Here is a 26,821-nt window from a genome sequence, read left to right on the forward strand (position 1 = left end):
CTGTCAGCGTGGTCTTGCCATGGTCAACGTGCCCAATCGTGCCGACGTTGACGTGCGGTTTTGTCCGCTCAAATTTGCCTTTTGCCATTTTTTCGACTCCAAATACCTAAAGGATTTACTTACGAAAATTATTCAACTCACACGCCACCACTTGCAGGCCAGCCCGGCAATCGCCTTGGCCAACCAAAGAAATGGTGCCCATTCCGGGAATCGGACCCGGGACCTCTCCCTTACCAAGGGAGTGCTCTGCCACTGAGCCAAATGGGCCAAATTCAAAAAACTTTCACTGCCAAAACAACCAGCATTGCTGCAATGGAGCGGGAGACGGGAATCGAACCCGCGTCATTAGCTTGGAAGGCTAGGGTTCTACCATTGAACTACTCCCGCATCGGCCGCCAGAATTTTGAACCCTGACAACCACGAAAAACGGTATCCAACTTGTCCAGACTGCTTGCCTGCTTGCCCAAATTGCGCCTGCAAAATCAATTTATCGCTGGTGGAGAGGGCTGGATTCGAACCAGCGTACTCGTTAGAGGGCAGATTTACAGTCTGCTGCCATTAACCACTCGGCCACCTCTCCTTTGGCGAACCTCAGATTATGCCATGGATATTTCACATCCGGCAATCCCGGACAACAAGTGCTTACCAGTGGATGGGGCCGGCGCCCTGCCCCTGCAGGAACCGGTTGGCGGCACTGAAATGTCCACAACCCAGAAAGGGCACGGGTGGGCGTAAAGCTGACAGCGGCGAGGGGTGATTGGCCCTCAAAACCAGGTGGTGCGCGGCAATCAAGGCCTGCTTGGCCTGGGCATGCGCCCCCCAGAGCATAAATACCACCGGCTCTGGCCTGGCCGATACCGCACTGATCAGCTGGTCCGTCAGGGTTTCCCATCCCTGTCTGGCATGACTGGCGGCCTGCCCCTCTTCGACCGTCAGACTGGTGTTGAGGAGCAAAACGCCCTGACGGGCCCAGCGTTCCAGCGACCCGCTGCTGTGCGGTTCGGACGTCACAGCCGGATCGCGCACCAGTTCCTTGAAGATATTGCGCAAGCTAGGCGGCGGCCGGACGCCGTCAGGCACCGAAAAGGCCAGCCCCTGTGCCTGGCCCGGGCCGTGATAGGGATCCTGACCCAGGATCACGACGCGCACGTCGGCCAGCGGCGTCAGGGCCAGCGCCCGAAACGGCTGGGGCGGGTAGATGATGGCGCCGGCCGCCAGACGCTGCTCAATAAACGCACCCAGCCGCTGGCCGACCTGGCTGGCCAGAAACTGGCCGACAACCGGCGCCCAGTCAGCCGCCAGCGGCCATTCGGCCGGGGCCCAGCGAGCCAGATGCCGGCCGTGCCCGGTGCCTTCGGGCGGCGGTTTTGACAGGTTTTCAAAGGCCAAATTGGCCTGCAGCCCTTGTGACATAAGCGCGAGCAGCTATCTAATTTGTAGCGCCTGGAAACAGAGCGGCCAGCGCCGTACCCGGATCCTCGGCGCGCATGAAAGCCTCTCCGACCAGGAAGGCACTCACCCCGGCCTCGCGCAGCCGCGCTACATCGGCCGGCGTGGTGATGCCGGACTCGGTCACCAGCAGGCGGTCCGCCGGCACATCCTTGAGCAGGGTCAACGTGGTGTCCAGCGAGACCTCGAAAGTCTGGAGGTTGCGGTTGTTGATGCCCAGCAAGGGCGTTTTGAGCTTGAGCGCACGCTCCAGCTCAGCGCGGTCATGCACCTCGACCAGCACCGCCATGCCCAGCGACAGCGCCACAGCTTCCAGCGATTTCATTTGCGCGTCGTCCAGGCAGGCGGCAATCAGCAATATGCAGTCAGCTCCCATGACCCTCGACTCATAGACCTGGTAGGGATCAACGATGAAGTCCTTGCGCAATACCGGCAGGTCGCAAGACGCCCGGGCCTGCTTCAGGTAGTCAACACTGCCCTGGAAAAAATCTTTGTCAGTCAGCACCGACAAACACGCTGCGCCATGCTCAGCGTAACTTTGCGCGATGTCGGCGGGAATAAAGTCGGCCCGCAACACGCCTTTGGAGGGGCTGGCCTTCTTGACTTCGGCAATCACGGCCGGCTTGCCGGCGGCGATTTTGGCGCGCAAGGCACCCGTGAAATCACGTGTGAGCACCCGCGATTCGGCATCAAAACGCATTGCATCCAGCGGCTTTCGGCGCATCGCCGCGGCCACTTCCTGGTGCTTGACGGCAACAATTTTGTCGAGGATGTCGGACATGGTTCAGGTCGCCAGGGTTTTGGAAATGGCAACCAGCTGCTCCAGCTTGCCCTGGGCCGCGCCGGAATCGATGGCCTCGCGGGCCAAGGTGATGCCGGCCTTCATGCTGTCGGCCACGTTCGCGGCATACAGCGCGGCACCGGCGTTTAGGATCACGATGTCGCGCGCGGCGCCTGGTTCTTTGTTCAATACCCCCTTGAGCATGGCCATCGACTGCTCAGGTGTTTCCACCCGTAGCGCGCGGTTGCTGGCCATGGCCAGGCCAAAGTCCTCGGGATGGATCTCGTACTCGGTGATTTCGCCGTTTTTGAGCTCGCCCACCACCGTGGCCGCGCCCAGCGACACCTCGTCCATACCGTCCTTGCCATAAACCACCAGCGCATGTTCGGCGCCCAGGCGCTGCAAGGCACGGATCTGGATGCCAACCAGGTCGGGGTGGAACACGCCCATCAGGATGTTGGGCGCGTCGGCCGGATTCGTCAGCGGGCCCAGGATGTTGAAGATGGTGCGCACACCGAGCTCCTTGCGGACCGGCGCGACGTTTTTCATGGCGGGGTGGTGGTTGGGCGCAAACATGAAGCCAACGCCAACCTGCTCAATACATTTGGCAATCGCATCTGGCGGCAGGTTGATGTTGATGCCCAGCGCCTCGAGCACGTCGGCGCTGCCGGACTTGCTGCTGACGCTGCGCCCGCCGTGTTTGCTGACCTTGGCGCCGGCGGCCGCAGCAACAAACATCGAGCAGGTTGAGATGTTGAAGGTGTGCGAGCCGTCGCCACCGGTGCCGACGATGTCGACCAGGTGGGTCTTGTCGGCCACGTGGACCTTGGTCGAGAACTCGCGCATCACCTGGGCTGCGGCAGTGATCTCGCCAATGGTTTCCTTCTTGACCCGCAGGCCGGTGATCAGCGCCGCCATCATCACCGGCGAGAGCTCGCCACTCATGATCAGGCGCACGATCTTGAGCATCTCGTCGTGGAAGATTTCGCGGTGCTCAATGGTGCGCTGCAGCGCTTCCTGGGGAGTGATTTTGTTGCTCAGGGGCATGGTCGTTCTCTTGTCTTTGAATTAATGGGACGGATTGTCGGTCAGGGCCAGTTTGATGCCAAACGCTATGAACATCACGCCGGCAGCGCGGTCCAGCCACTGCATGCCGCGCTGTACGGCGTTGCGCCTGGCCATCCACGCTGCTGCCAGCGCCCAGCCCACATTGACAGGGATGGCGTTGAGGTTGAAAAGCACGCCCAAGACTGCAAAAGCCAGCGCCGGGCTGGCAGCGTCTGGCGCTATGAATTGCGGCACGAACGCCAAAAAGAAGGTCGCCACCTTGGGGTTGAGCACGTTGGTCCAGAAACCTCCAATGAACACCGCCTTCAGCGGACGTTGCGGTTGGCTGGCGGCCACGGCCATCAGGTCGGTGCTGGTTTGCGGGCGCCTGGCAAACAGGATCTTCACGCCTATCCACAGCAGGTAGGCGGCACCCATCCACTTGAGCACGGTGAAAGCCGTGGCCGAAGCTGCCAGCAGCGCGCTGACGCCCACCGCAGCTGCGAAGATATGAACGAAGCAGCCCGCCGTGATGCCCAGGCCGGCCACAATGCCGGCGCGCGCGCCCGAGCGCAGGGAGTTGGTCACGATGTACAGCACATCCGGCCCCGGCGTCAGGTTGAGCAGCCAGCCGGCAGCGATAAAAAGCAGCAGATGCTGAAAGTCAGGCATGGCTCACTTTTCAGCGTTGAAAAATTGGCGGATAACCGCAACAGCATGGTCCACGCCTGCTTTTTCCACGTCCAGATGAGTGACAAAGCGCAGGCGGTAAAGCCCTGTGGCTTGGACACCCTGCTCCGAAAGGTGTTTTAGCAGGGCGGCGGACTGCTCCCTTGCCGCGCCCTTAAGGTCCACAAACACGATGTTGGTTTGCGGTGCTTCGACCTGCAGGCCCTCGATACCGGCCAGACCATCGGCCAGATGTTGGGCCAGGGCATGGTCTTGCGCCAGACGACCGACATGGTGATCCAGCGCATGAATGGCCGCAGCGGCAAGAATGCCCGCCTGGCGCATGCCGCCACCGGCCATTTTTCGGATGCGATGCGCCCGGGCGATGAATTCGCGCGAGCCGCACAGGGCAGAACCTACTGGCGCGCCAAGGCCCTTGCTGAAACAAACAGAAACGCTGTCAAAACATTGAGCGATGCGCCGTGCTTCAGCCAATGGATTGCTGCCCGTTTGCGCCGCCTGTGCAACAGCGGCGTTGAAAAGACGCGCACCGTCAAGATGGCGGCTCAGGCCCCGACTCTTCGCCAGCGCCGTGGCCTGCTGCACATAGTCAAAAGGCAGCAATTTGCCGCCCAGCGTGTTCTCCAGCGCCAGCAGCCGGGTGCGCGCGAAGTGCGCGTCGTCGGGTTTGATGGCCGCCTCGATGTCGGCCAGGGCCAAGGTGCCGTCGGGCTGGTGATTCAGCGGCTGCGGCTGCACGCTGCCAAATACGGCCGCGCCGCCGCCTTCCCAGCGATAGCTGTGCGCCATCTGCCCCACGATGTATTCGTCGCCGCGCTGGCAATGGCTGAGAATGGCGCAGAGGTTGCTCTGGGTGCCGGTGGGCACAAACAAGGCGGCTTCAAAGCCCAGCAGGCCGGCGATTTTTTCCTGCAAGGCATTGACGCTGGGGTCACCGCCGAACACGTCGTCGCCCAGTGGGGCGGCCAACATGGCCTCCCGCATGGCCGGTGTGGGCTGGGTCACAGTGTCGCTGCGCAGATCAACCATCATTTTGGCCTCCAGCCCACAAGTGGCGGGCGCAAGCAGCTATTAAATTAATAGCAATCACTAGCGCCTCAAAGTGCAATCGTCACTTCGTCACCGGCCACATTGCGCACGCGCAGGCGCAGTGGGCGGGCGGCGCAGTGCAGGCGGCCGTCCCACGCGCCGCTTTGCTTTTGGCCATTGAGCCAAAGGCGGTTTTTAGCGTCAATGCGTGCTTCAGCCGCGCTGTGCCACGCGCCGTCAGCCTGGGTGCAGTCCACCGACAGCCATTCAATGCATTCCAGGCCGTCTTCGCTCAAACCTTGTGGTGCAGTGCTCGCTGATCTGCTGCGCACGGCGCTCGGCTGCAAAGCCATTTTTTGCTGCGCTTCGTCTAACTTGCGGGCCAGGTAGTCGCTGTGGTAGCGCTCTACCACCACGTTAAAGCTACCCTCCTCGCCAGGCTCCACCCGCGCTTGCAGCTCGTCGCCCAGCACCAGGTCAGCCAGCAGGGGTTTCAGGTCGCGCAGCTCCACGGCGATGCCGCTGGGGTTGTGCTCGGCCAGCCAGCGGGCGCAGGCATCGGGGTCGGCGATGTCGATGGTGTAGACCACCACGTTTTCAACCGGGTAGTCCCACTCGGCCAGCTTGGGGAGTTCTTCCATCGTCAGGCGTTGCAAGGCGGCTTCGTCAAACACGCGGCTGGCCGAGTCCAGCAGGTTGGGCAAATGCACGGGTACAGCCCCGTTGCTTGAAAAAATACCCGCCCAGTACGCGGGCAGGGGCAACTTGCTTTGCGCCATGCCCAGGCCGGGGACGAGGCCGTACAACTTGGTCTGTGTTTGCTGCGGGTTACGAAACAGTTGCACACCGTCTTGCACGCGTAGCACGTCAAACGCCGCCCCGGCGCTAGACAGCCTGTCACGCGCGGTTTGAATGCTGTTCAGCCCGATATCGCTGTGCACAAAACGCCGCCCCAAGTCGTTGGCAACTTTGGCTGTGACGCCCGAGCCGCCGAAGAAATCGGCCACCAACATGCCTTCTTTGGAAGACGCTTTAATAATCCGCTCCAACAAAATTTCTGGTTTCTGCGTTGGATATTCAACGGACTCTATGGCAGAGTTGTTCAGCTTATCAATATCCCACACGTCATCAACGACCACGCCTTCTGCAATAGCCTCTTTCAAAAAGCGCTTTACACGTCGTCCGCCTCCTGCATCAGAGAGTACGTACTTTTCACCGCTTTCCGCATCTATCAATACTTTTTGCTTTCGCGCTTTTACGTAAGCCTCCTCGGACTCCCATTCCTCGTGAAATGAATTGAATGCAACCTCATCCAAGGACTTGCTGTAGTAAAAAATACAGTCATGCCGACGCTCAAAGTGAGTGTTTAGCGTTTTATTCCACCCGGAGTAGTGCCACACAATCTCATTCCTGAAGTTCTCCTCCCCAAACACTTCATCCAACAAAATCTTCACGTAGTGGCCAATGTGCCAGTCAAGATGTACGTAAATGCTGGCCGAATCACTCATCACGGATTTGATGGCTTGCAGGTTCTCGTACATCCAGTTGAGGTAGTCCTCTTTGTTCCAGATGTCGCCATAGAGGGTTTCTTCCCAGCCATCGGCCTCCAGCGCTGCCGGGGCCGTGGCATCCGCATCTGCAGCCGTGGCGGCATTCGCCGCGTGGGGGTGACGACGCAGCAAAACCTTTTTGCCGTAGTTGGCCCCGCTGGCAAAGGGCGGGTCAATGTACACCAAATCCACCTTTTGCCCCGTTGCCAGCAGGTGCGCGCAAGCCGCTTGGCATTCACCATGCACTATCAAATTAGGAGCTGCTCGCGCCCGTGTTGATTGGGATACAGCCGAATTTAATGCCTTTTTTGAGGCTTTTTTAACCGTTTTTGCTGCTGCAAACGCTTTTTGCGGCAAATCAGTACTGGCGGCAGCGTCGGTTGACTCCTCTTGTTCAACCGCCACTTGCTCCACCCCAACCTGTTCGACGGTTTGCACCTCATACAGCGGCAAGCCCCGACTCAAGCGCTGGCCGGGCTTTTGGTTGCCGTTATAGCGCAGCGTGCGGCTAAAGTTGCCTAGCACGGCCTGGCCGCGCAGCACGATGGGGTCGATGGGGATGTAGCGAATGGGCATGGGAGGGGTCTATCGAGAAGGTCAGGAAGGCTGCGAAGGCTTAAGGCCAAAAAACTGTAGCGCGTGGCCCAGGAGCTTCTGAGCCGAGTCCCGGTAGGCGCGGTTGGGCGGCTCGGCCACTTCAATAAAGTCAAAACGGGGGTAGCCAAACTTGTCGTTGTTCAGTCGCAAAAATTCGCTACTGACAAACTGTTTGCGCAAGGTGTAGGCGCTTTGCTCGGCAAAGCCAGCTCCTTTGGCTTCAATGATGAGGACTTTTGAAACCTTACCACCCTTGTCATCGGCGGCGCGTTGCAGCATTAAAAAATCAGGCGTGTAAGCGCCTAGCTTTTGCCAGCGCTGCTGTTTGCCACCTTTGCCGTCCTTACTAACGTCGCCCACTTGCTGGTAGCAGTCGATACGAAAGTCGGTCAGGTGCCGGGCACCGTTGTAGTAAACCTCTAGCCCACTGGCCTGAAATTCAGCACTTTTGAGCAGCTCTTGCAGCAGGCCTAGCTCTAGGCCGCTTTGGGCAAAGTCATAAGGCAGGTAGTGAAAACTGTGGTCTTTGGCCACCAGCTCGGGTGCAGCGGTTACCGCCGACTGCGCGGCCAGCATGTGGCCCAGCCCTTGGGCTTGCAGGAGGGCGCGCGCGACTTCAAACTCGGCGCTACCTTGCGTGCCAATGTTTGCACCGCGCTCGCCACGCGCATCAGCAGCGATGATGGCGGCTACGTCAGCGGCCACAGGGTAGAGCTTGTGGTGTTCGGTTGTGCTTGCGGGCAGCGCATCGGCTTTGAGCAGCAGCATGGCCTGCACATCATCGAGCGGCACGACCTGGGTTTCAAAACTGCGCAGACACCAAAACGCCAGGCGGACCAGGCGGCGCACGTCGGCCTGCGGCGCTTGCAGGGCGTAGCGCAGTACGCCTTGCGCATCCTGCTCGGTCAGCGCGGTAAAAATGGACTCTAACTGGGTTTTGTACGGCGCAAGTACCCTGTAGGGCAGCGTGCCCAAGGCCTCGCGCACCAGCGTGTGCAGCCAGTGGGCAAACTCGGCGGTTGCACCCAACTCACGGGTAGCGTGGCTACGCAATGACAGGTCGGCCAATGTGCCAGTTGTTACCGCGCTGCTGCTGCGGAAGGCGGCGCGATTTAAAGCCGCATCCAGTTTGCCGGTTGTGTGCGGGTCTGCTTCGATGGTACGGGTTTGGGTTTGAAGGCGCAGCTGGTAGGCCTCAATCAGCGGCAACTGGGCCATGCTTTTTAGCCAACTCATGCGGCTATACAGCGGGGTGGTAATGGGGCCGGCTAATGCGGCAGCATTAAGCGCGGCAATGGTAGTGTTTTGGCTTTGTTTGAGCTGCGCTTCCAGTATTTGAGCGTTGTCTGCGCTGAGGTAAATCAGGGCACTGTGGCGATGGCCTCTAGCCACTTCACGCAAGCAGCGGCAGGCGGACTGCAGCACCATATTGGCGGGGCTGTCGCCTTTTTGCGCGAGGATAACGCCAGTCAAACTGCGGCAATCCCAGCCTTCTTTGCCAATTTGGACCAGCAGCACAATGCGGTGCGTGGAGCCGGGCGTGTCAAGCGCCGTAAAAGCGGTTTCGGCACCCTGTGGGGCTTTGTACTGGGCGTTACCACGGTGGTATTTGAGCACCTGGCCAGGCGCGAATTGCTCTACCAGTGGGGCTATTTCGGTCTCTAGCCGTTCAATCGAGCCGCAGTAAATAGCCAGCTTGGCCGTGCAGCCGTCGTTATAAACCGTTGCGCCATAGCGCTGCATAAATTCAGCTGTGCCTTGGGCGACGATTTGCCGGGCACTCAGGCCGTGCGCGGTTTTAACCTCGGGCTGTTTCAAAAAAAAGCGTACGGCCTCGGTCAGCGGGTAGTGAAACACCACGGTGCTGATTTGCTTTTGCTTGACGGTGTGCGGCCCCAGGGAAAGCTCATGCGGCTTATCAAGGTAGGGCGTGCCCGAGAACCCGAGCACGCTGTGAACATTGCCGCTGCGGTGCCAGCCCTGTATGACCTGACGCAGCCGAATCTCACTGGTGGCCGCGCCGTGAACCTCATCAACCATCAGCAGCAGGCCGGGTATGCGGCCAATGAGGGCGCGCAGCTCGTTTGCAGCTAAATCGCGCTCGTCGTCAGTGGGGGCAATCAGAGTATCCGCATCGGTCTCAATGCGGTCGAGGATGACTTTTTCAGCATTCACCACCAGCACCAACCCCGTTAAACCCGGCTGGCTCAAGTGGGCGGCTAGCTTGCGAGCGTTGGGATTTCGAATCTGGTTGCTTTTGGCGGCGGTTTTGGGTGCATCAAGCACTTCAAATTGCAGCCTGTGGCGCAAGCGGCTGGCCGCTGGTTCAGGTACAAGCCAGGCGGGGTCAAACCGCTCAATGCTACGCAAGCTGGGCAAGATGCTGGACTTTTTGGCCGACGGAATCAAACAGGCAAAATTTTGCGCAAAGCGCTGGTCGCCAAGATGCTGCTCGGCCAAATAGAGGTTGAGGTAAACGATGGCCGCCATGAGCCAGGTTTTGCCCGCGCCCATGGGCAGGCTGAACACGTAGTCGGTGTTTTGCCAGCCGTAAAACAGCTCGCTGGTGAGGGCCGCGTAGTCAAGCTCGTCGGCGTGGTCTTCGAGCCAGGTGGCAATGGCTGGCTGCTGGGCTTGCAGCAACTGATACCAGGTGTGCGCTGCGGGCTGGGTTGCAAACACATTCTGGGCAACTTGCGGCACTCGGCTGCGCGGGCCGCCGTAGTTGGCTGGTTTGGCCGGGTTGACAAACGCGCCTTGCATCCACAACGCGGTCAAGCTTTGGTTTTTACCCTCTAGCAGCAAGTACAAATAGGTTTGTATGGCGGCAATTTGCACATCACGCAAGTACCCTGCGGAGCGCATGTAGGCGATTAGCGGGGCTGCCGGGCAGTTGGGCCGCTCTAGCCAGAGTCGGGCTTGGTCGGCAATCAGCGCGTCAATCATGCGGGGATTATCAAGGAGTCGAGGTGCTGCCAGCACAGGCCATGATGGCAGGCTGTTTTGCCGAAATCGCGCATCCAGAGCCTAAATAATGCCGTTTTTGACCCCATTTTAAGGCAAAAAGCCAATGAATACGGGCGTAACGAGCTACTGAATTAATAGCAATCATGGCGCTTGCACCAGGAAGTTCTTCAGCATGGCGTGGCCGTGCTCAGTGAGGATGGATTCAGGGTGGAACTGCACACCCTGGATAGCCAGAGAGGTGTGGCGCACGCCCATGATCTCGCCGTCGTCAGTCCAGGCGGTGACTGCCAGGGCTTCGGGGCAGGTGGCGCGCTCGATGGCCAGCGAGTGGTAGCGGTTGACCGTGAACTGCTTCGGCAAGTCGGCAAACACGCCTTGCTGCGTGGTGTTGATCACGCTGGTCTTGCCGTGCATCAGTTGCTGCGCGCGGATGATCCTGCCGCCAAAGGCCGCGCCCACCGCCTGATGGCCAAGGCAAACGCCGAGAATCGGCAGCTTGCCGGCGAAGTGCTGAATGGCCGCAACCGAGATGCCGGCTTCCGCGGGGGAACACGGACCGGGTGAGATCACCAGGCGATCCGGCGCACGTTCGGCAATACCTTCCAGCGTGATTTCATCATTGCGGAAGACCTCGACCTGTGCGCCCAGCTCGCCGAAATACTGGACGATGTTGTAGGTGAAGGAGTCGTAGTTGTCGATCATCAGGAGTTTCATAAGGCCCCCACGCTTGTCGCTTTGCGTACTGCGCGAGGCCTTGCAGGCCGCCGCTCGCCTGAGGCTTCGCTTCTGTCGCCTGTCCAAACCTGCGCCGGCAGGTTTGGAGCCGCAGTCTCCAGCCCCGAGGGGGCGCTGCGCCTGCGGCCCGGCAGAGCCGGACCCGCGGCCCCGGCTGGTAAAGAAGGAGTGCCCATGATCATTCCAGCCCCTCCTCGACCAGTTCCGACGCTCGCAGCAGCGCCCGCGCCTTGGCCTCGGTCTCTTTCCATTCCAGCTCGGCCACCGAATCGGCAACCACGCCGGCCGCCGCCTGCACATACAGCATCTGGTCCTTGATGACGCCGGTGCGGATGGCAATCGCCACGTCCATGTCGCCGGCATAACTGAGGTAGCCGCAGGCGCCGCCATACAGGCCGCGCTTGGTCGGCTCGAGCTGGTCGATCAGCTCCATGGCGTGGACCTTGGGCGCGCCGGTCAGGGTGCCGGCCGGAAAACTCGCCCGGAGCACGTCCATATTGGTCATGCCGCCCTCCAGGACGCCCTCGACATTGCTGACGATGTGCATCACGTGGCTGTAACGCTCGACCGCAAACGCCTCGGTCACCTTGACCGTGCCGGTCTTGGCGATGCGGCCGATGTCGTTGCGCGCCAGGTCGATCAGCATCACGTGTTCGGCGCGCTCTTTCGGGTCGTTGATCAGCTCCTGCTCGACCGCCGCATCGGCTTCGGGCGATGAAGCACGGGGCCGCGTGCCGGCGAGTGGCCGCACGGTGATCTTCTGTCCCTGCTCCACCTGCTCCTGCCGCACCAGGATTTCCGGCGATGCCCCGACCACATGGAAGTCGCCAAAGTTGTAGTAATACATGTAAGGGCTGGGATTGAGCGAACGCAAGGCCCGGTACAGCGACAGCGGCGACTCGGTATAACGCTTCTTGATGCGCTGGCCGACCTGCACCTGCATGAAGTCGCCGGCTTCGATCAGGCGTTTGGCGCGCTCCACGGCGGCCAGGTAGTCGGCCTTGGCAAAGTCGCGCTCAGCCGGGTAGCCCTGGGTCGGCTTGACCACCGGCGCACTGACCGAATACTTGAGCTGCTCCTTCAGTTCACGCACGCGCTTTTTGGCGTTGGCATAGGCTTCCGGCAGGGCCGGGTCGGCATAAACAATCAGGTAAAGCTTGCCCGAGAGGTTGTCGATCACCGCCAGTTCTTCGCACTGCAGCAGCAGGATGTCGGGGCAGCCCAGGGTATCGGGCGGGCAGGAGGCCTCAAGCTTTTTCTCGATATAACGCACCGTGTCGTAACCGAAGTAACCGGCCAGCCCGCCGCAAAAGCGCGGCAGGCCCGGCCGCAGCGCCACCTTGAAACGCTTCTGGTAGTCGCTGATGAAGTCCAGTGGATTGGCTTTGGAGCTTTCGATGACCTGGCCGTCCCGCACGACCTCGGTGAGCATGTCGGCGCCGAAGCCGCTGGCGCGCACCAGGGTGCGCGCCGGCAGGCCGATGAAGCTGTAGCGGCCAAAACGCTCTCCGCCGACCACGGACTCCAGCAAAAAGCTGAATTTGCCGCCGTCCCTGGAATGCGCCAGCTTCAGGTACAGGGACAGCGGGGTTTCGAGATCGGCAAAAGCTTCCGCCATCAGCGGAATGCGGTTGTAGCCCTGCAAGGCAAGGCTTTTGAATTCAAGTTCAGTGATCACGGTGATTCCTTTACCGGTGACAAGCACGCTCTGGCGCTGTCACCCTCATTCACGGGGCCCAAGTGCTGGGCCGGGATGCCCGTGCTGCAGCACGGGCGCATCAAACACTCTGTAAACCAAAGGCCACGCGGCCTCGGGGCGACGAAGTCAGGCCCGCCAGGGCCAGGCTCCCCGGTCGCTGCTACCTGTTTGAATGATGCGGTGAATGAACATAAGAGCCCGCAGTGTATCAAACCACTTGCGCGGATCGATCACCGTCGGCCCATGCTCGCAAACCCCATTGCCCTTACGCCATTTGGCTTACAAAATGCAACAAAACGAACGCTCGTTCTATTTCTGTTTTATTTGTATTTCTATTAAGGAGATAAGCATGAAGATGATCAAACGACTGACCATGGCCCTGCTTGCAGGCCTGCTGGCTGTGGGGGCCTCTGCCACCACCGTTGAAGTGGGTGGCGTCAAGCTCGAGGACAGCATTGATGTGCGCGGCAGCAAGCTGGTGCTCAACGGCGCCGGTGTCCGCTACAAGGCCGTGTTCAAGGTGTATGCCGCAGGACTTTACCTGGGCAAGAAGGCCGCGACACCGGAAGAAGTCCTGGCTGCCCCGGGGGCCAAACGCATGAGCATCACCATGCTGCGCGAGATTGACTCCAACGAACTGGGCAAGCTGTTCACGCGGGGCGTGCAGGACAATGCGCCCAAGACCGAAATGTCCAAGCTGGTGCCCGGCCTGATCAAGATGGGCCAGATTTTCTCGGACCAGAAAAAACTCATGGCCGGTGACGCGTTCATGATTGACTGGATTCCTGGCACCGGCACAGTCATTACCGTCAAGGGCGTGCCGCAGGGCGAGCCCTTCAAGGAGCCGGAATTTTTCAATGCGCTGATGCGCATCTGGCTGGGTCCGGAGCCGGCCGACTGGAAGCTCAAGGACGCGCTGCTCGGCAAGGCGGCCTGAGCCCGCCACTGCAACTGACAACAACTAACGGGGCGCAAGCCCCGTTTTGATGCTCGCCAGATCGATATCGGCCAAGGTGTCGACAAAGCCGTCGGCATCCACGGCGCGCACCGGCTCTCCATGGTTGTAGCCATACGTCACCAGAAGCACCGGGCAGCCGGCGGCGCGTGCCGCCTGCGCATCATTGCTGGAGTCGCCGATCATCAGGGTGCGCGCCGGCAATGTGCCGAGCGCCTCGCAGGTCTTGCGCAGCGGCAGCGGGTCGGGTTTTTTTCGCTCGAAGGCATCGCCGCCGAAAACCTGGCTGAAAAACCCGTCCAGCCCCTTGGCCTTGAGCAGCGGCAGCGCAAACGCCGTCGGCTTGTTGGTCAGGCAGGCCAGCGCCAGGCCGCCGTCCTGCAGCCGCCGCAAGCCTTCCAGCACGCCGGGGTAGACCGCGGCATGTTGCCCATTGATGGCCAGGTAATGCCGCTGGTAGCTGGCCCATGCCGCCGGGAAGCGATGTGCTACCCCGTCACTTGCTCCTGAATTTATAGCTGAGTGCGCTTGTCTGGCATGGGCTGATGGCACTTTTGATACATAATCCAGCACGGACAGGATTAAATGCTCCGACCCCTTGCCGACCAGCGGCTCCACCACCCTGCGGTCCACCAAGGGCAGCGACAAGTCGGCCAGCATCAGGTTCAGGGCGACGACAAAATCGTCGAGGGTGTCCACCATGGTGCCGTCGAGGTCGACGATGGCGGCTTCGATCATGGTTGGTTCACCGGCTGTTCCAGTGAGCTGTCATGTGCCCCGCCCGCCGGTTTTCCGACTGGCGATCGCCTGCCGCAGGCTGTCCAGCAAGCGCTTCTCGTCCAGCGGTTTTTCGAGCCAGTCCCACACCCCTAAGGCCGGGCTGCCCGCATGCAGCCGGGCTTCTGCTGCCGAGACCGACAGGACCAGCACTGGCAGGTTTTCGGTTCGCTTGACCTGGCGCAACTGGGCGATCAGCTGCAGGCCGTTTTCGTAGGGCAGCTGGATGTCGACCGTCATTGCCGCATAAGTTTCCATTTTGAGGTAGTCGCGTGCCTGCGCGGCTGTGTGCGCCAGGTCGGCGGCAAAGCCGCCCCGGTCCAGCATCATCCCGATCAGACTGGCAACGTCGGGGGCGTCCTCGCAGACCAGCACCCGGGGGCGGTCCATGCCATCCAGGCCCACGGGCGCCGTGACCGGCGGCGCCTCCCGCCACTCGGGCAGTGCGAAAAAGAAGGTCGTCCCCCGCGGCACGGCCGGTGCGAAGCCGATGCTGCCATCCATGCGCTCGATGATGGCTCTGGAGATGCTCAGGCCCAGCCCGGTGCCGCCACGCTGGCGGGTATCCGAGGAATCGGCCTGGGAAAATTTCTGGAAGATGCGCTTGCGGAACTCGTCGGGAATGCCCGGGCCCTGGTCGCTGATCTCGACACGGGCGCTCCCCCCCGAGCACCCCAGCACCACCCGCACCTCGCCCTGCGCTGGAGAAAACTTGATGGCGTTCGACAGCAGGTTGGTCACCACCTGCACCAGACGGTCGGCGTCGGCATTGACCCGCACCGGCATGCGTCCCGCCTGGAGCACCAGGGTGACACCATGCTGCGCCGCAAACCCCTCATTGGCCGCCAGTGTCTGTTCAAGCAGGGGCAACAATTCCAGCGGCCTGGGCTCAAAGGACATCTTGCCGGACTCGATTTTCTCGCTGTCAAGGATGTCGTTGATCAGGCGGATCAGCCGCTCGCAGTTGTTCTTGGCGATCTCCACCAGGCTTTTGGCCTTGTTGGGCAGCTCGCCGGCAATTCCTCCCGAAACCAGGCCGAGGGACCCGCGAATCGAGGTCAGGGGCGTGCGCAGCTCGTGGCTGACCGTCGAGACAAATTCGCTCTTCATGCGGTCGATGCGCTTGAGCTCGGTGACATCGTTGCCCAGCGAGAAGAAGCCGACGACGGTGTTTTCGTCCTCTTCCTCGCCGTAGCGCGGAAAATAATTCATCACGTAGTCGCGGCGCTCGCCACCGGCGGTGTAGTGCTCGCGCTCGTAACGCACCGCATAACCTGCCAGCACCTCGCGCACACGGCCTTCAACCTGCGCGTAAAACTCCGGTCCCAGCACCTCCTGCATGGTCTTGCCGTGGATTTGCGCGGCCGTCAGGCCAAAGGCTTCTTCGTAGGCCTTGTTGTGGAACTGGAAGCGCTGGTCGCCGTCGATGTAGGCAATCAGGGCCGGCACGGTATCGGTAACCTGGCGCAGCTGCGCCTCGCTGGCGCGCAAGGCTTCGCTGATGCGTTTGCTCTCGGTCACGTCGCGGATGATGGCGGTGAACAGCCGGCGACCACCGACCGTGACATCGCCGAACGACACATTGACAGGGAACTCCGTACTGTCGTGACGTTGCCCGCGCACCTGCGTGCCGGCCTCCCGGAAACCACGCGGGCGTTCGGCGAGCGTGCCGAAAAAGGCCGTGAAGCCGCTGCGGTAGCGCGGCGGCAGCAGCATGACCACGTTCTGGCCCAACAGGTTTGTGGCGCGGTAGCCAAACAGGGTGCGCGCGGCGCTGTTGGCGCTGACGATCACGCCGTCCTGGGTTGCTGTCACGACCCCTTCTGCCATGCTCTCGGTCACAGCGCGGCTCAGGGCCTCGCTGTCGGTCAGCTTGGCCTGGATGCGCCGGCTGGCCGCCTGCGCGCGCAGAATCATCCAGACCGCCCAGGCCAGCACGCTCAGTGACACCAGGCCGCCAGCCACGATCAGCAGCTTGACGATCTGCGCCGTGCGCCGGGTTTCCAGCCGGGCATGCTCGATCACCTGGCTCTCATGGTCCTTGATTTGATCAAACAGGGCGTTGAGTTCATCGTGAAGCCGTCGATTTCGATCACTGCTTACCAAGGCGATGGCCGCATCCAGGCCGGACTGCTGGCGCATGACTACGATTTGCTCCATCAGCGACACCCGCTCGGCAACAAGGCGCTCGAGTGCGCGCACATCCTCACCGCCGCGGGTGAGCGTCTGCGCGCTCAACACGCCCATCAGCGCCTGCTGGATGCGTTCGCGCGCCCGGCGGTAGTCATCAAGATCGCTGGCAGTCGCTGTCAGCAAATAACGCCGCTGAAACGACTCGGCGGTCTTGAACTGCGATACCAGCCGCTCCAGCAGAATCACGGTTTGCTGGGTTTGAGCCTCCCGCCCCGCATCCCGGATAAGGAAGTTGATGGTGGAATAGGACGCGACAATGCTCAGGAAGATCAGCAGCAAGCCGGTGCCCAGGGCAAAGCTGATGCTCGCGCGAAAGGGCAGCTTCATGTCGGTAGCCACGGTCGCAGCCTGGCCGTCGGGGACATCTGGATCATTGTGCACATCGGGTGGTTGGTGCACACACGATACACCTCTGGCGGCCACATCGGTGTGAACGGGCCAGCCCGTTCATGGACGCGCGGGCTCCGGCAGCAAACCCGCATCCAGCGCGTCAATCAATTCCCCCAGGGAACTTTCGAGCCTGTCCAGCAAGCCGTCGAGGCTGGCGCGCGAACCGCCCTCATGAATGGCCTGCTCCAGCGCCTGAGCGTCGGCGGGCACCTGTGTTGCGCCTATCTGCGCCGATACCCCGCGCAAGGAATGGCTCAGCAGTTCCGCTGTTTTGAGGTCGCCGGCGTCCAGCGCCTGCCGGATCCGGGCTGGCGTGTCGCGGCGGCCGTCACGGTAGCGGCCCAGCAGGGACAGGTACAAGGGCCTCATGCCCATGGCGCGCCGCAGTCCCAGCGCCAGGTCCAGCCCCGCTAGCGCCACCGGCCAAGCCGGGTCGGCCGCATCGGCCGGGGCACCCCCCGGCGGGCCCTGATCTGCGACAGGTGCAAGTGCTTGGGGCGCTCCCTGCAACTCCGGCGCTTCAAGTGCTTCAAGCATCTGGCGCAAGGAGGCAGCGGTTTCGGCGCGATCAGCGGCGCTGACGCGATCCAGGTCGATCTCCACCCGCAGCCCCGGCCGGTCACAGTGGATGGCAGAACCACTTCGGGACGCCACGGCGCTGTTATGAACCGCATACACCGGAATCGGTTCGGAAAAGCCCTTGGCCATCACCGGGTCCCGCGCGTCGGCGCCGATTTCACCCTGCACCAGCGCATGGGTTTCGCTGGAGATCAGGATTTCGCCGGGCGTCGCAGCCTGCTCCAGCCGCGCGGCAAGATTGACTTCGCGGCCAATGATGGTGTACTCCATGCGCAGCTCGCTGCCGAAGTTGCCGACGTCGCAAAACCCCGAATTGATGCCTATGCGTATTTCAAAGGTCTTGTTGATGCCCATGCCGCGCCAGCGCCGCCGTAGCACCTCCATGCGTGTTTGCATCGCGATGGCCATCCTGACGCATTGCAGCGCATCCTCGCGCACCCCCAGCGTCTGCGGGTCGCCAAAAAAGATCACGATGGCGTCACCAATGAATTTGTCCAGCGTGGCGCCGTACTCTGCCGCGATCGCCGACATCTCCGAAAAATAGCTGTTGAGCAGCAGCGTCACCTCCTCAGGTTGCCATTTCGCTGTGGACGCGGTGAAGTTCTTGATGTCGGAAAAAAAGACCGTCAGCTTCTTGCGCTGCGTGCGGATTTCCGCCTGGCGCGAGCCTTCAAACAGCGACTGGTAGACCTGCGGCGCCAGGTAGCGCGACAGCTGCTGCGCCAGGTCCTTGAGCCGGCGCGCATAGGCCGTGCGTTCAAGGTGGAGCTTCAGGCGCGCCAGCAGCACCGGCGGGCTGATCGGCTTGGTCACATAGTCGGTGGCGCCCAAGTCCAGGCCGCGGTGCTCTTCCTCGACACTGCCCAGGGCTGTCAGGAAAATTACCGGGATGTCGGCGGTGCGAATGTCGCGACCCAGCCGCCGGAGCACCTCGTATCCATCCATGTCCGGCATCATCACATCCAGCAAGATGATGTCGGGGCGCTGCGCAGCCACTGCCAGCGCCAGCCCGGCATTGCCCGAGTCGGCCAGCATCACCTCATACCGATCCCGCAGCAAGGCGTCCAGCAGGTAGCGGATATCCTCGCTGTCCTCGATCACCAGAACGCGCGGGCGCATGGCGGCGCCGGCCTGCTCCGGCGCTGTCGTGCCCGTCCCGCCTGCCGTCGCCTCCATGCGCCACCTTCCTTTACAAACGCAAGCGGTCGCCGCCGCGCCGCCGACCTATTTCGCCAGCGCCGCCCGCATGCCGGCTATCACAGCACGATAATCCGGTTTGCCAAAAATGGCGCTGCCCGCCACGAAGGTGTCGGCCCCGGCAGCGGCCACGCGCGCGATGTTGTCGAGCTTGATGCCGCCATCGACTTCTAGGCGGATGTCCTTGCCCGAAGCATCAATCCTTTTGCGGACCAGCTCGATCTTGCGCAGCGCCGAGTCGATGAAGCTCTGGCCGCCGAAGCCGGGATTGACGCTCATGATCAGGATCAGGTCGAGGTCCTCGATCACCCAGTCCAGCACGTCCAGCGGCGCCGCCGGGTTAAACACCAGCCCGGCCTTGCAGCCCTTGGACTTGATCGCCTGCACACTGCGATGCACATGGGCAGACGCGTCAGGATGAAAACTGATCAGGTCCGCCCCCGCGTCGGCAAACGCTGCGGCCAGCGCATCAACCGGCTGCACCATCAGGTGTACATCGATGGGTACGGCCGTGCCATCAGCCCTTTTGGCATGCGGCTTCAGGGCGCTGCAAATCATCGGCCCGAAGGTCAGGTTGGGGACATAGTGGTTGTCCATCACATCGAAGTGGATCCAGTCCGCGCCCGCGGCAATCACGGTCTGGAGTTCGTCACCCAGCCGTGCAAAATCGGCAGACAAAAGCGAGGGGGCAATCCGGTAGACCGGCGACTTCATTTGGCTCATGCCTGGATTGTCGCAGCAAGCAGCACGCTTGCACAGGCAGGCCGCAAGCGGGCCGGGTAACATGAGCACCATTCTTTTTGAAGCCATGCCGAAATATCAATGTTCCTGCGACGTCGTGCCGCACTATCTGCCCGAGCAGTCGGCACCTGAAGACGAGGTGTACGGCTTTGCCTACACCGTCACCATCACCAACACCGGCGAGGTCACGGCGCAGCTGATCTCGCGTCACTGGGTCATCAGCGACGCGCGGGGCCACTCCGAGGAAGTCAAGGGCCTGGGCGTCGTTGGCCACCAGCCCCTGCTCAGGCCCGGCGAATCCTTCCAGTACAGCAGCGGATCACGCCTGCGCACACCCAGCGGCACCATGCATGGCAGCTACTTTTTTGTGGCGGAAGATGGCGAGCGTTTTGAAGCCGTCATCCCGATGTTCGTGCTGGACGCGGGTGAAGGCGCCGGCGCTGCCGGTGCCGGCCGGATCCTGCACTGACACCGCAGCGCATGCACACGCTGACCGAATTGCTGGATCTGCTGGAGCCGGAGGCCCCGGTGGCTCACCGTCACCTGTGGCTGATTGCGCTGCTGGACTGGATCAGGGGCAAGGACAACAACCCCCAGGCCGCAGTGGCGCGCCTGCGGCTTTTTCTCGATGCCGCACAGGCGCGGCCTGGCTTTCAGGCCCGCTTGCACCAGTGGTGGCGCACGCTGGTGGCTACCGTGGATGCCACCCCGCTGTTTGCCGATTTCGGATTTGCGCCGCGCGCGGCATTTCTGAGCGAGCTGGGCGAAAGGCTGCGCTACAAGCTTCTGCCGGGGACACCCGAAACCACCCACGCCACCGAATTGTTCATGCTGCTGTTTCCCTCGCCGTTTGATGCCCGCTGGCTGAAACTGGTTGATGAGGACAGTCTGGCCCGTCTGGGCCTGTTACTGAACACGGAGGCACCCGGCGGTGACGGTGCGGCCGCTGACCTCGAACCGCAGCCCACCGGCACCACGCTGCTGCAGGACTGGCAGGCAGTCCTGCTGGAAGCCCTGACCTATTGCACCAGTCAGGTGGCGGCCACCGGCTTTTCCCCGGAGCTGCGCTTGCGCATGAGCGCGCAGACCTTGCTGGCCCGACCTTTCCACGGCCTGGCATCCGACCTGGAGGCCTTGCACAGCGCGCTGATGACCCACGGACGGGACAGCGGCGCACTGCACCTGGCGCTGGACCAGTTGAAAAGCCGGCTGGAGGCGTGCCGCAGCGCAGCCTCGTCGATTTATGCGCATCTCGACGAACACGGCATCTCGGTCGGCCTGGTGTTCAGACTGCGCCAGTTGCGAGAGCGTATCTTGCGCATCCGTGAATTGCTGGACTGCCTGCTGTCTGACCAGCCCGCCGGCAGCGCGATGCAGCTGCTGGCACGCCTGGTGCTGCTGGCCGAAGAAAGACGCAGCATACGCGCGCTGATTGCAGTTAACTCGACGCTGTTGGCCGCCAAGGTGGCCGAGCGCGGCGCCGAAACCGGCGAACACTACATCACGCGCGACCGCGCAGCCTATGTGCAAATGCTGGGCAAGGCGGCAGGCGGCGGCGCGCTGACGGCCGGCACTGTGCTGCTGAAGTTCATGGTGGTGGCGCTGGCGCTGTCGGCCTTCTGGAGTGGCTTTGTGGCCAGTCTGGTCTATGCCGCCAGCTTTGTGCTGATCCAGCTCATGCATTTCACCCTGGCGACCAAGCAGCCGGCCATGACGGCACCGGCCTTGGCCGCCAAGCTCAAGGACCTGCGTTCGACGGAAGCCGTTGGCGAATTTGTCGACGAAGTGACGCACCTGGTGCGCTCGCAGGTCGCCGCCGTTCTCGGCAACGTGCTGGTAGTGGTGCCGGTGGTGCTGCTCATCAGTGTGGGCATCCAGTTCGGCCTGGGCCGACCCATGATTGACGCCAAGGAAGCGGCGCACGTCTTGCACACCCTCAGCCTGCTCGGACCGACCCTGTTGTGGGCGGCCTTCACCGGCGCCGTGCTGTTCACGGCAAGCATCATCGGCGGCTGGGTCGAGAACTGGTTTGTGCTGTACCGGCTGGCCTCAGCGATGCGCTACAACCCGCGCATCACGCGCATGCTTGGCGTGGCTCGTGCCCGGCGCTGGGGCTCCTTCATGCACGACAACATCTCGGGCTTCACCTCCAATATTGCCCTGGGCTTCATGCTCGGGCTGATTCCGCCGATGACCGGTTTTTTCGGGCTGGAGCTTGAGGTCCGCCATGTCACGCTCTCGGCGGGACAGCTCGCCGCCGCAGCAGCAGCGCTCGGCTGGGAAGCCCTTCGCCTGCCGGCACTGTGGTGGTGTGTCGCCGCCATTCCACTGATAGGCGCCCTCAACCTGAGCATCAGTTTTTACCTGGCCTTCCGGCTGGCACTGCAGGCACACAATGTCAGCGGGGTGGATCGCGCGCGCATCCGGTCAGCCATCTGGGCACGCTGGCGCAGCAGGCCTTCGAGTTTTTTTGTGCCCGACTGACCCCGCCCTGCCCGTCAAGCCCCTCGCCCCGTATCGGCGCGCTTGTCCTACAACTTTTTTGCGCAAAGCGTTGTAAATTTGCCTACGCCTTTGCCGCCAACCGTCTTCGTAGCGGTTGTGCAACCCCTCTGGCCGCATAGGCGGCCTGTCCCATCGAGATAGGCCCCAGCCCTGCTGCCCTTCAGCATCTGTCCTCGCACCAATCAAGGGAGATCCCACCCATGAATGAAATCATGGCCATTTGGGCCGAATGGATCAAACCCTCTGCCGGCCTTCCCACTGTCCAATGGTCCATCCTGCTGGCCGTGGCCGCGCTAACTGGACATCTGGTGCAACGTTTCGCCAGGATTCCCAAGGTTGTCGGTTACTCCGTGGTGGGCGGCTTTGCCGGACTGGCCGGTTTCAGCGGCGCGGTCTGGCCGCTGCAGGGCACGGGGCTTTTCCTTCTCGAACTCGGCGTCGCTGTGGTGCTTTTTGAGGCGGGCGGGCGGATTCCGCTGCGCTGGTTCCGGCACAACCCCATGGTGCTGGTGCAAAGCCTGGCCGAGTCGGCGCTGACCTTCTTCGGCGTGTATTGGGCACTGACTTTTTTCGGCGTGCGCGAGATTGTGGCCGAGCCGCTGGGCTTGCTGGCCATGGCCGCTTCGCCGGCCGTGCTGTCGCGCGTGATCATGGACACCCGCGCATCCGGGCCGGTCACAGAACGTGCCATGGTGCTGTCGACACTGAGCACGCTGTATGCCCTGACACTTTGCAGCGCACACGCGGGCATGATGGGGCGCGGCGAACAAAGCCTGACCGACACCTTTTACCCGGTCGCTGTGGTGCTCGGCCTGTCGGTCGCGGTGGGCGCAGGCCTGGCGCTGGCGCTGCGCTCTGCACTGCGCGTCATGAGCCCGACCAGCGAGAACACCGCCATTTTGTTGTTGGCCCTGATCGCAGCCGGTGCGGCGCTGGCCGCACACTTCGGAGGCTCTGCGCCCCTGGCCGCCCTGCTGGGCGGCATGCTTCTCAAACAGCTGAACCCTCGCCCCTGGTCCTGGCCGCGCCAGATGGGCACGGCGTCGTCGATGCTGACCATGCTGATGTTCGTTCTGGTGTCCGTGGTGGCTGCGCAGGCCGACTGGAGCGGTCCCGTCGCAGGATTGGTTCTGGCACTGGTGGCAGCGCGCGCATTGGCCAAGATCATGGGTGTGGCGCTGGGCAACGTGGGCAGCGGCGCGAGCTGGCGCCAGGCCCTGTGGGTCGGCTGCGCGATGTCGCCCATGTCGTCTGTTGCATTGCTGCTGGTATCGCAGTTTGTCGCCGCGTCCGCATCGCTGGGGCCGCGTATTGCCAGCATCGCGCTGCCGGCCATTCTGCTGATGGAAGTACTGGGTGCGATCCTGGCCACCTTCGCGATCTATCGGGCGGGCGAAAACTCGCGGCCCTGGGCGCGAAGGCCGTTCAACATCCCGTCTTCAGGAGAACCCCGTGAGTAAGCACACCGCCACACCGCTGGCTCCCGGAGGACTGGAGCCATTCCAGAAATCGGACGCGCTGTCGCTGGGCGTCGAACTCGAACTGCAACTTGTCAACACCCACGATTACGACCTCGCGCCGTATGCCGAGGACATGTTGCGGCTCATGGAGAAAATACCCCTGCCGGGCAGCGTCGTCCCAGAAATGACCTCCAGCATGATCGAGGTGTCCACCGGGGTGTGCCAGTCGTCGGCAGAGGTGCTGGGGCAGTTGACGCAGATTCGCGACGCCCTCGTCAAGAGTGCCGACAAGCTCAACATTGCCGTAGTTGGCGGCGGCACCCACCCCTTCCAGCAGTGGCATGAACGCCGCATCTACGACAAGCCGCGTTTTCGCGAGTTGTCCGAACTGTACGGTTACCTGTCCAAGCAGTTCACGATTTTCGGCCAGCACGTGCATGTGGGCTGCCCCGATGCGGACACCGCGCTGCTGACCTTGCACCGCATGTCGCGCTACATCCCGCACTTCATCGCGTTGTCGGCTTCAAGCCCGTATGTGCAGGCCCAGGACACGGCCTTCGATTCGGCACGCCTGAACTCGGTGTTCGCCTTTCCTCTGTCGGGCCGCGCGCCGCTGGCGCTGACCTGGGACGACTTCACCGTGTACTTCGAGAAAATGACGCGCACCGGAGTGGTCCGCAGCATGAAGGATTTTTACTGGGACATCCGGCCCAAGCCGGAGTTCGGCACCATCGAGATCCGCGTTTTCGACACGCCTCTGACCGTGGGCCGCGCCGCCGCACTGTCGGGTTATGTGCAAGCACTGGCCTCATGGTTCATGAACGACCAGCCCTTCACGCCGACCGAGGACGACTACCTGGTCTACACCTACAACCGCTTCCAGGCCTGCCGCTTCGGACTCGAGGCGGTCTACGTGGACCCGGCCACCGGCGAACACATGGCACTGCGCGACCACATCCTGATGACCATGGACAAACTCGAAACACACGCCGGCCCGCTGGGCGCGAGCAGTGGCATTCACCTGCTGCGCAGCAGTGTCGAGCTGTCCAACAACGACGCGCGCTGGCTGCGGGAGTTGCAGGGCAGGGAAAACCTGCTCGCCGAAGTGATTCGCCAGGCGGCGTTCAAATTCCGGGGATTGCCGGTTTAGGCAAGCGCTTAACAGGCGTCCCCGCGGAGGAGCGGCAGTCGTCCCCTCATTGCGTTCTTGCAGGGGCCGGGAGTCGGGGAGCCAGGTGGACAGGGGAAATCCTGTCGCCCTCCCCTGGACCGGCAGATGAACCCATGCTGCCGGACCGTACCGTACCGCAACGCAACGCAACGCAGGCTCAACCCAAACGCTATCTATTTGATAGCTACCTGGGCTTTATTGACGAGGGCTACAGCCCGATTTGATACTCAATGCGCGACGGTGAAGCGCTTCTGCACATGCTGCGGGTGCTCGATCTCATCGACGATGGCTACTGCCAGGTCCGCCACGCTGATGCCAGCGGGTTGGTCGCCCTGACCGGTCAGCAGCTCGTTGGTGCCAGTGCGGTACTCGCCAGTCCGTGCGCCCGGCGCCAGCGCGATGGGCGGTGACACAAAACTCCAGTCCAGCCTTGTCTCGCGCTGCAGGCGGTTCAGCGCCTCACGCGCAGCCAGCGCGCCCTGCTTGTAGGCGGGAGGAAATTGCGGGGTGTCCACCAGTTGCAAGCCGGGCGCCACATACAGGCTGCCGGCGCCGCCGACGGCCAGCAGGCGTTTGACCCCTGCCGTCTTCACGCCCTCGACGATGGCGTCGCTGGCCCGCAAATGCAGATCGTGGATGTCGGGCTCGCTCCAGCCCGGGTTGTAGGCGCTGATCACGGCATCATGGCCGGCCACGGCGCTGGCGACCTGCGCCGGGTCCAGCACGTCGGCCTGGACCACGGTCAAGGCAGCGTGTGGTTTGATTTTGGACGGCGTGCGCGCCAGCGCGGTGATGCGGTGGCCACGGGACAGCAACTCGGGAAGAATGGCCGAGCCGACAAAACCGGTGGCGCCAATCAATGCGATGTTCATGCGGATAACTCCTGGTGAATAGATAAGCCGCTAGTCTGATTGCTTCACAACCAGCTGAATAGATGGCCTAATTCGCTAACAATGTGAAGTCGGACTAATTAATAAGGCGAATATGGACCAACTCAGGCGCATGGCGATTTTTGCGGAGGTGGTTGCCACAGGCTCCATGACGGCGGCAGCGCGCCAACTCGCGATGACACCCTCCGCCGTCAGCCAGCACCTCCGGCAGCTGGAACAATCGCTGGGCCTGGCCTTGCTGCATCGATCCACCCGGCGACTGAGCCTGACTGAAGCCGGCGAGCGTTACCACGCCGGTTGCGCTGCCATGGTGGCGGCCGCGCGTTCAGCCGAGCAGGCATTGGCCCGGCTGCGTGATGAGCCTGAAGGCGAATTGCGGCTGGCCGCGCCTATCGGGTTCGGTGGCCTGCTGGCCCAGGCGCTGGCGCCTTTGCGTACACATCCCAAGCTGTCGCTGCGTCTGCTGCTCGATGACGCGGTGATCGACCTGATTGCAGCGCGGGTGGATATGGCGCTGCGCGTCGGCGCGCTACCGGATTCGACCCTGGTGGCGCGCAAGCTCGGCAGCATGGGACGCCAGTTGTGCGCTTCTCCAGCCTACCTGGCCGCACGCGGCTGGCCGGCGCAGCCCGGTGACCTGCTGGCCCACGACTGGCTGGGCGGCAAACCGGGCGCGGGCGGCGAAGCGCTGGAGCTGCAAGGCCCGGGGGGTGAACGATACGCCCTGCGCATGGAGGGGCGGGTCCAAGCCACCCAAGTCACCGCCCTGCACGCGTTATGTGTGGCGGGTTGGGGCATCAGCATTGCTGTCAGCGAGGACGACAGACGCGCGCTGGCCGATGGCCGTTTGTTGCCCGTGCTGCCGGGCTGGCGACTTGACGACCTGCCGGTGTACGCGGTCACGCCGCGCCGTGGCGAGCAGCCGGCCAAGGTGCGCCACGCGCTGGATTTGCTGGCAGCGTATTTCGCCGGCGCAGCGGCGCTGTGAGCGCCGCCCCGGGGCAGTCAGAGATGCATGGCGCGTGCGGCGTCAAGGTGGGACTTGACACGCTGCGCGAGCGCAACGTCGCCCGGCGTTTCGGGCAGCCAGGCTGGCGCCGCAATGGCCTGCCCGTCCTCGTCCACTGCGACAAACACCACCAGGCATTCGGTGATGACTTCCATCTGGCCGGTTTTCATGTCGCCGGCGCGCACCTCGACCGAAATGTTCATGCTGGTCCTGCCGGTGTAGGCCAGACGCGCTTCGACTTCCACCAGGTCGCCGATCTTGATGGGGCGCTGGAAGCGGATGCCACCCACCGACACCGTGACGCAGTAACGTTTGGCCCAGCGCGTGGCACAGGCATAACCGGCCTCGTCGATCCATTTCATGACGGTGCCGCCATGGACTTTTCCACCAAAGTTGACGGTGCTGGGTTC

At 62.4% G+C, this 26,821-nt stretch carries 22 protein-coding genes and 3 tRNA genes; 6 read left to right on the forward strand and 19 right to left on the reverse strand.

Annotated features, from left to right (window positions below; all coding sequences use genetic code 11):
• The 13 genes from H0W47_RS12655 to trpE form a co-directional block, all read right to left on the reverse strand.
• Positions 1-88: GTP-binding protein (locus H0W47_RS12655; protein ID WP_033473206.1), on the reverse strand; the 88-nt coding region annotated here is incomplete at its 3' end.
• A 104-nt stretch (positions 89-192) separates the two neighbouring features.
• A tRNA-Thr gene (locus H0W47_RS12660) sits at positions 193-267 on the reverse strand.
• A gap of 46 nt (positions 268-313) precedes the next feature.
• A tRNA-Gly gene (locus H0W47_RS12665) sits at positions 314-387 on the reverse strand.
• A 107-nt stretch (positions 388-494) separates the two neighbouring features.
• Positions 495-580: transfer RNA gene (locus tag H0W47_RS12670), tRNA-Tyr, on the reverse strand.
• Positions 581-642: 62 nt separating this feature from the next.
• Positions 643-1,413 carry a uracil-DNA glycosylase gene (locus H0W47_RS12675; RefSeq protein WP_296924867.1) on the reverse strand — a complete coding sequence of 257 codons (771 nt, stop codon included), beginning with the start codon at positions 1,411-1,413 and terminating at the stop codon, positions 643-645.
• A gap of 16 nt (positions 1,414-1,429) precedes the next feature.
• Positions 1,430-2,230 (reverse strand): indole-3-glycerol phosphate synthase TrpC, encoded by an 801-nt coding sequence (gene trpC, locus H0W47_RS12680; RefSeq protein WP_296924870.1) that lies wholly within the window; start codon positions 2,228-2,230, stop codon positions 1,430-1,432.
• A gap of 3 nt (positions 2,231-2,233) precedes the next feature.
• Positions 2,234-3,277 carry an anthranilate phosphoribosyltransferase gene (gene trpD, locus H0W47_RS12685; protein WP_296924873.1) on the reverse strand — a complete coding sequence of 348 codons (1,044 nt, stop codon included), beginning with the start codon at positions 3,275-3,277 and terminating at the stop codon, positions 2,234-2,236.
• Between the two features lie 21 nt (positions 3,278-3,298).
• The gene (locus tag H0W47_RS12690; protein ID WP_296924875.1) at positions 3,299-3,949 is read right to left on the reverse strand and encodes a LysE family translocator; all 651 of its coding nucleotides are present in this window, start codon (positions 3,947-3,949) and stop codon (positions 3,299-3,301) included.
• A 3-nt stretch (positions 3,950-3,952) separates the two neighbouring features.
• Positions 3,953-4,999 (reverse strand): low-specificity L-threonine aldolase, encoded by a 1,047-nt coding sequence (ltaE, locus tag H0W47_RS12695; RefSeq protein ID WP_296924877.1) that lies wholly within the window; start codon positions 4,997-4,999, stop codon positions 3,953-3,955.
• 65 nt (positions 5,000-5,064) lie between these two features.
• The gene (locus tag H0W47_RS12700) at positions 5,065-7,122 is read right to left on the reverse strand and encodes a DNA methyltransferase (RefSeq protein WP_296924880.1); all 2,058 of its coding nucleotides are present in this window, start codon (positions 7,120-7,122) and stop codon (positions 5,065-5,067) included.
• Between the two features lie 21 nt (positions 7,123-7,143).
• The gene (locus tag H0W47_RS12705) at positions 7,144-10,089 is read right to left on the reverse strand and encodes a DEAD/DEAH box helicase family protein (RefSeq protein WP_296924883.1); all 2,946 of its coding nucleotides are present in this window, start codon (positions 10,087-10,089) and stop codon (positions 7,144-7,146) included.
• Between the two features lie 162 nt (positions 10,090-10,251).
• Positions 10,252-10,824: an aminodeoxychorismate/anthranilate synthase component II gene (locus H0W47_RS12710; protein ID WP_296924886.1), complete on the reverse strand. Its 573-nt coding sequence runs from the start codon at positions 10,822-10,824 to the stop codon at positions 10,252-10,254.
• Between the two features lie 199 nt (positions 10,825-11,023).
• Positions 11,024-12,523 carry an anthranilate synthase component I gene (trpE, locus tag H0W47_RS12715; RefSeq protein WP_296924888.1) on the reverse strand — a complete coding sequence of 500 codons (1,500 nt, stop codon included), beginning with the start codon at positions 12,521-12,523 and terminating at the stop codon, positions 11,024-11,026.
• A gap of 370 nt (positions 12,524-12,893) precedes the next feature.
• On the opposite strand from trpE, the gene H0W47_RS12720 reads away from it, so the two are divergent.
• Positions 12,894-13,481 (forward strand): chalcone isomerase family protein, encoded by a 588-nt coding sequence (locus H0W47_RS12720; protein WP_296924890.1) that lies wholly within the window; start codon positions 12,894-12,896, stop codon positions 13,479-13,481.
• A 24-nt stretch (positions 13,482-13,505) separates the two neighbouring features.
• Here the strand turns inward: H0W47_RS12720 and gph are convergent, their stop codons facing one another.
• From gph to rpe, 4 genes are read right to left on the reverse strand one after another with little or no spacing between them, the layout of a single operon-like run.
• Positions 13,506-14,237, reverse strand: coding sequence for a phosphoglycolate phosphatase (gph, locus tag H0W47_RS12725; protein ID WP_296924893.1), 732 nt, complete (start codon positions 14,235-14,237; stop codon positions 13,506-13,508).
• Positions 14,238-14,267: 30 nt separating this feature from the next.
• Positions 14,268-16,868, reverse strand: a complete 2,601-nt coding sequence (locus H0W47_RS12730) for a PAS domain S-box protein (RefSeq protein ID WP_296924896.1) — start codon at positions 16,866-16,868, stop codon at positions 14,268-14,270.
• A gap of 48 nt (positions 16,869-16,916) precedes the next feature.
• Positions 16,917-18,614 (reverse strand): adenylate/guanylate cyclase domain-containing protein, encoded by a 1,698-nt coding sequence (locus H0W47_RS12735; protein ID WP_296924898.1) that lies wholly within the window; start codon positions 18,612-18,614, stop codon positions 16,917-16,919.
• 48 nt (positions 18,615-18,662) lie between these two features.
• Positions 18,663-19,358 (reverse strand): ribulose-phosphate 3-epimerase, encoded by a 696-nt coding sequence (gene rpe / locus H0W47_RS12740; RefSeq protein WP_296924901.1) that lies wholly within the window; start codon positions 19,356-19,358, stop codon positions 18,663-18,665.
• Positions 19,359-19,443: 85 nt separating this feature from the next.
• Here rpe and apaG point away from each other — a divergent pair, with 85 nt between their 5' ends.
• From apaG to H0W47_RS12760, 4 genes are all read left to right on the forward strand, one after another.
• A complete protein-coding gene (gene apaG / locus H0W47_RS12745; protein WP_296924928.1) occupies positions 19,444-19,845 on the forward strand; it encodes a Co2+/Mg2+ efflux protein ApaG in 402 nt (133 codons plus the stop codon).
• 11 nt (positions 19,846-19,856) lie between these two features.
• A complete protein-coding gene (locus H0W47_RS12750) occupies positions 19,857-21,860 on the forward strand; it encodes a site-specific recombinase (protein ID WP_296924904.1) in 2,004 nt (667 codons plus the stop codon).
• A gap of 221 nt (positions 21,861-22,081) precedes the next feature.
• Positions 22,082-23,341 (forward strand): cation:proton antiporter, encoded by a 1,260-nt coding sequence (locus tag H0W47_RS12755; RefSeq protein ID WP_296924906.1) that lies wholly within the window; start codon positions 22,082-22,084, stop codon positions 23,339-23,341.
• Between the two features lie 31 nt (positions 23,342-23,372).
• Positions 23,373-24,491 carry a YbdK family carboxylate-amine ligase gene (locus H0W47_RS12760; protein WP_296924932.1) on the forward strand — a complete coding sequence of 373 codons (1,119 nt, stop codon included), beginning with the start codon at positions 23,373-23,375 and terminating at the stop codon, positions 24,489-24,491.
• Positions 24,492-24,739: 248 nt separating this feature from the next.
• Here the strand turns inward: H0W47_RS12760 and H0W47_RS12765 are convergent, their stop codons facing one another.
• Complete coding sequence (locus tag H0W47_RS12765) at positions 24,740-25,384, reverse strand: NAD(P)-dependent oxidoreductase (RefSeq protein ID WP_296924908.1); 645 nt, start codon at positions 25,382-25,384, stop codon at positions 24,740-24,742.
• 112 nt (positions 25,385-25,496) lie between these two features.
• Between H0W47_RS12765 and H0W47_RS12770 the strand changes: the two genes are divergently transcribed.
• Positions 25,497-26,390, forward strand: coding sequence for a LysR family transcriptional regulator (locus H0W47_RS12770; RefSeq protein ID WP_296924910.1), 894 nt, complete (start codon positions 25,497-25,499; stop codon positions 26,388-26,390).
• Positions 26,391-26,407: 17 nt separating this feature from the next.
• Here H0W47_RS12770 and H0W47_RS12775 read toward each other — a convergent pair.
• On the reverse strand, positions 26,408-26,821 hold a 414-nt coding region (locus tag H0W47_RS12775), incomplete at its 5' end, for an acyl-CoA thioesterase (protein ID WP_296924912.1).

The sequence above is a fragment of the Polaromonas sp. genome (assembly GCF_013817205.1).
Taxonomy (GTDB): Bacteria; Pseudomonadota; Gammaproteobacteria; order Burkholderiales; family Burkholderiaceae_C; genus Polaromonas.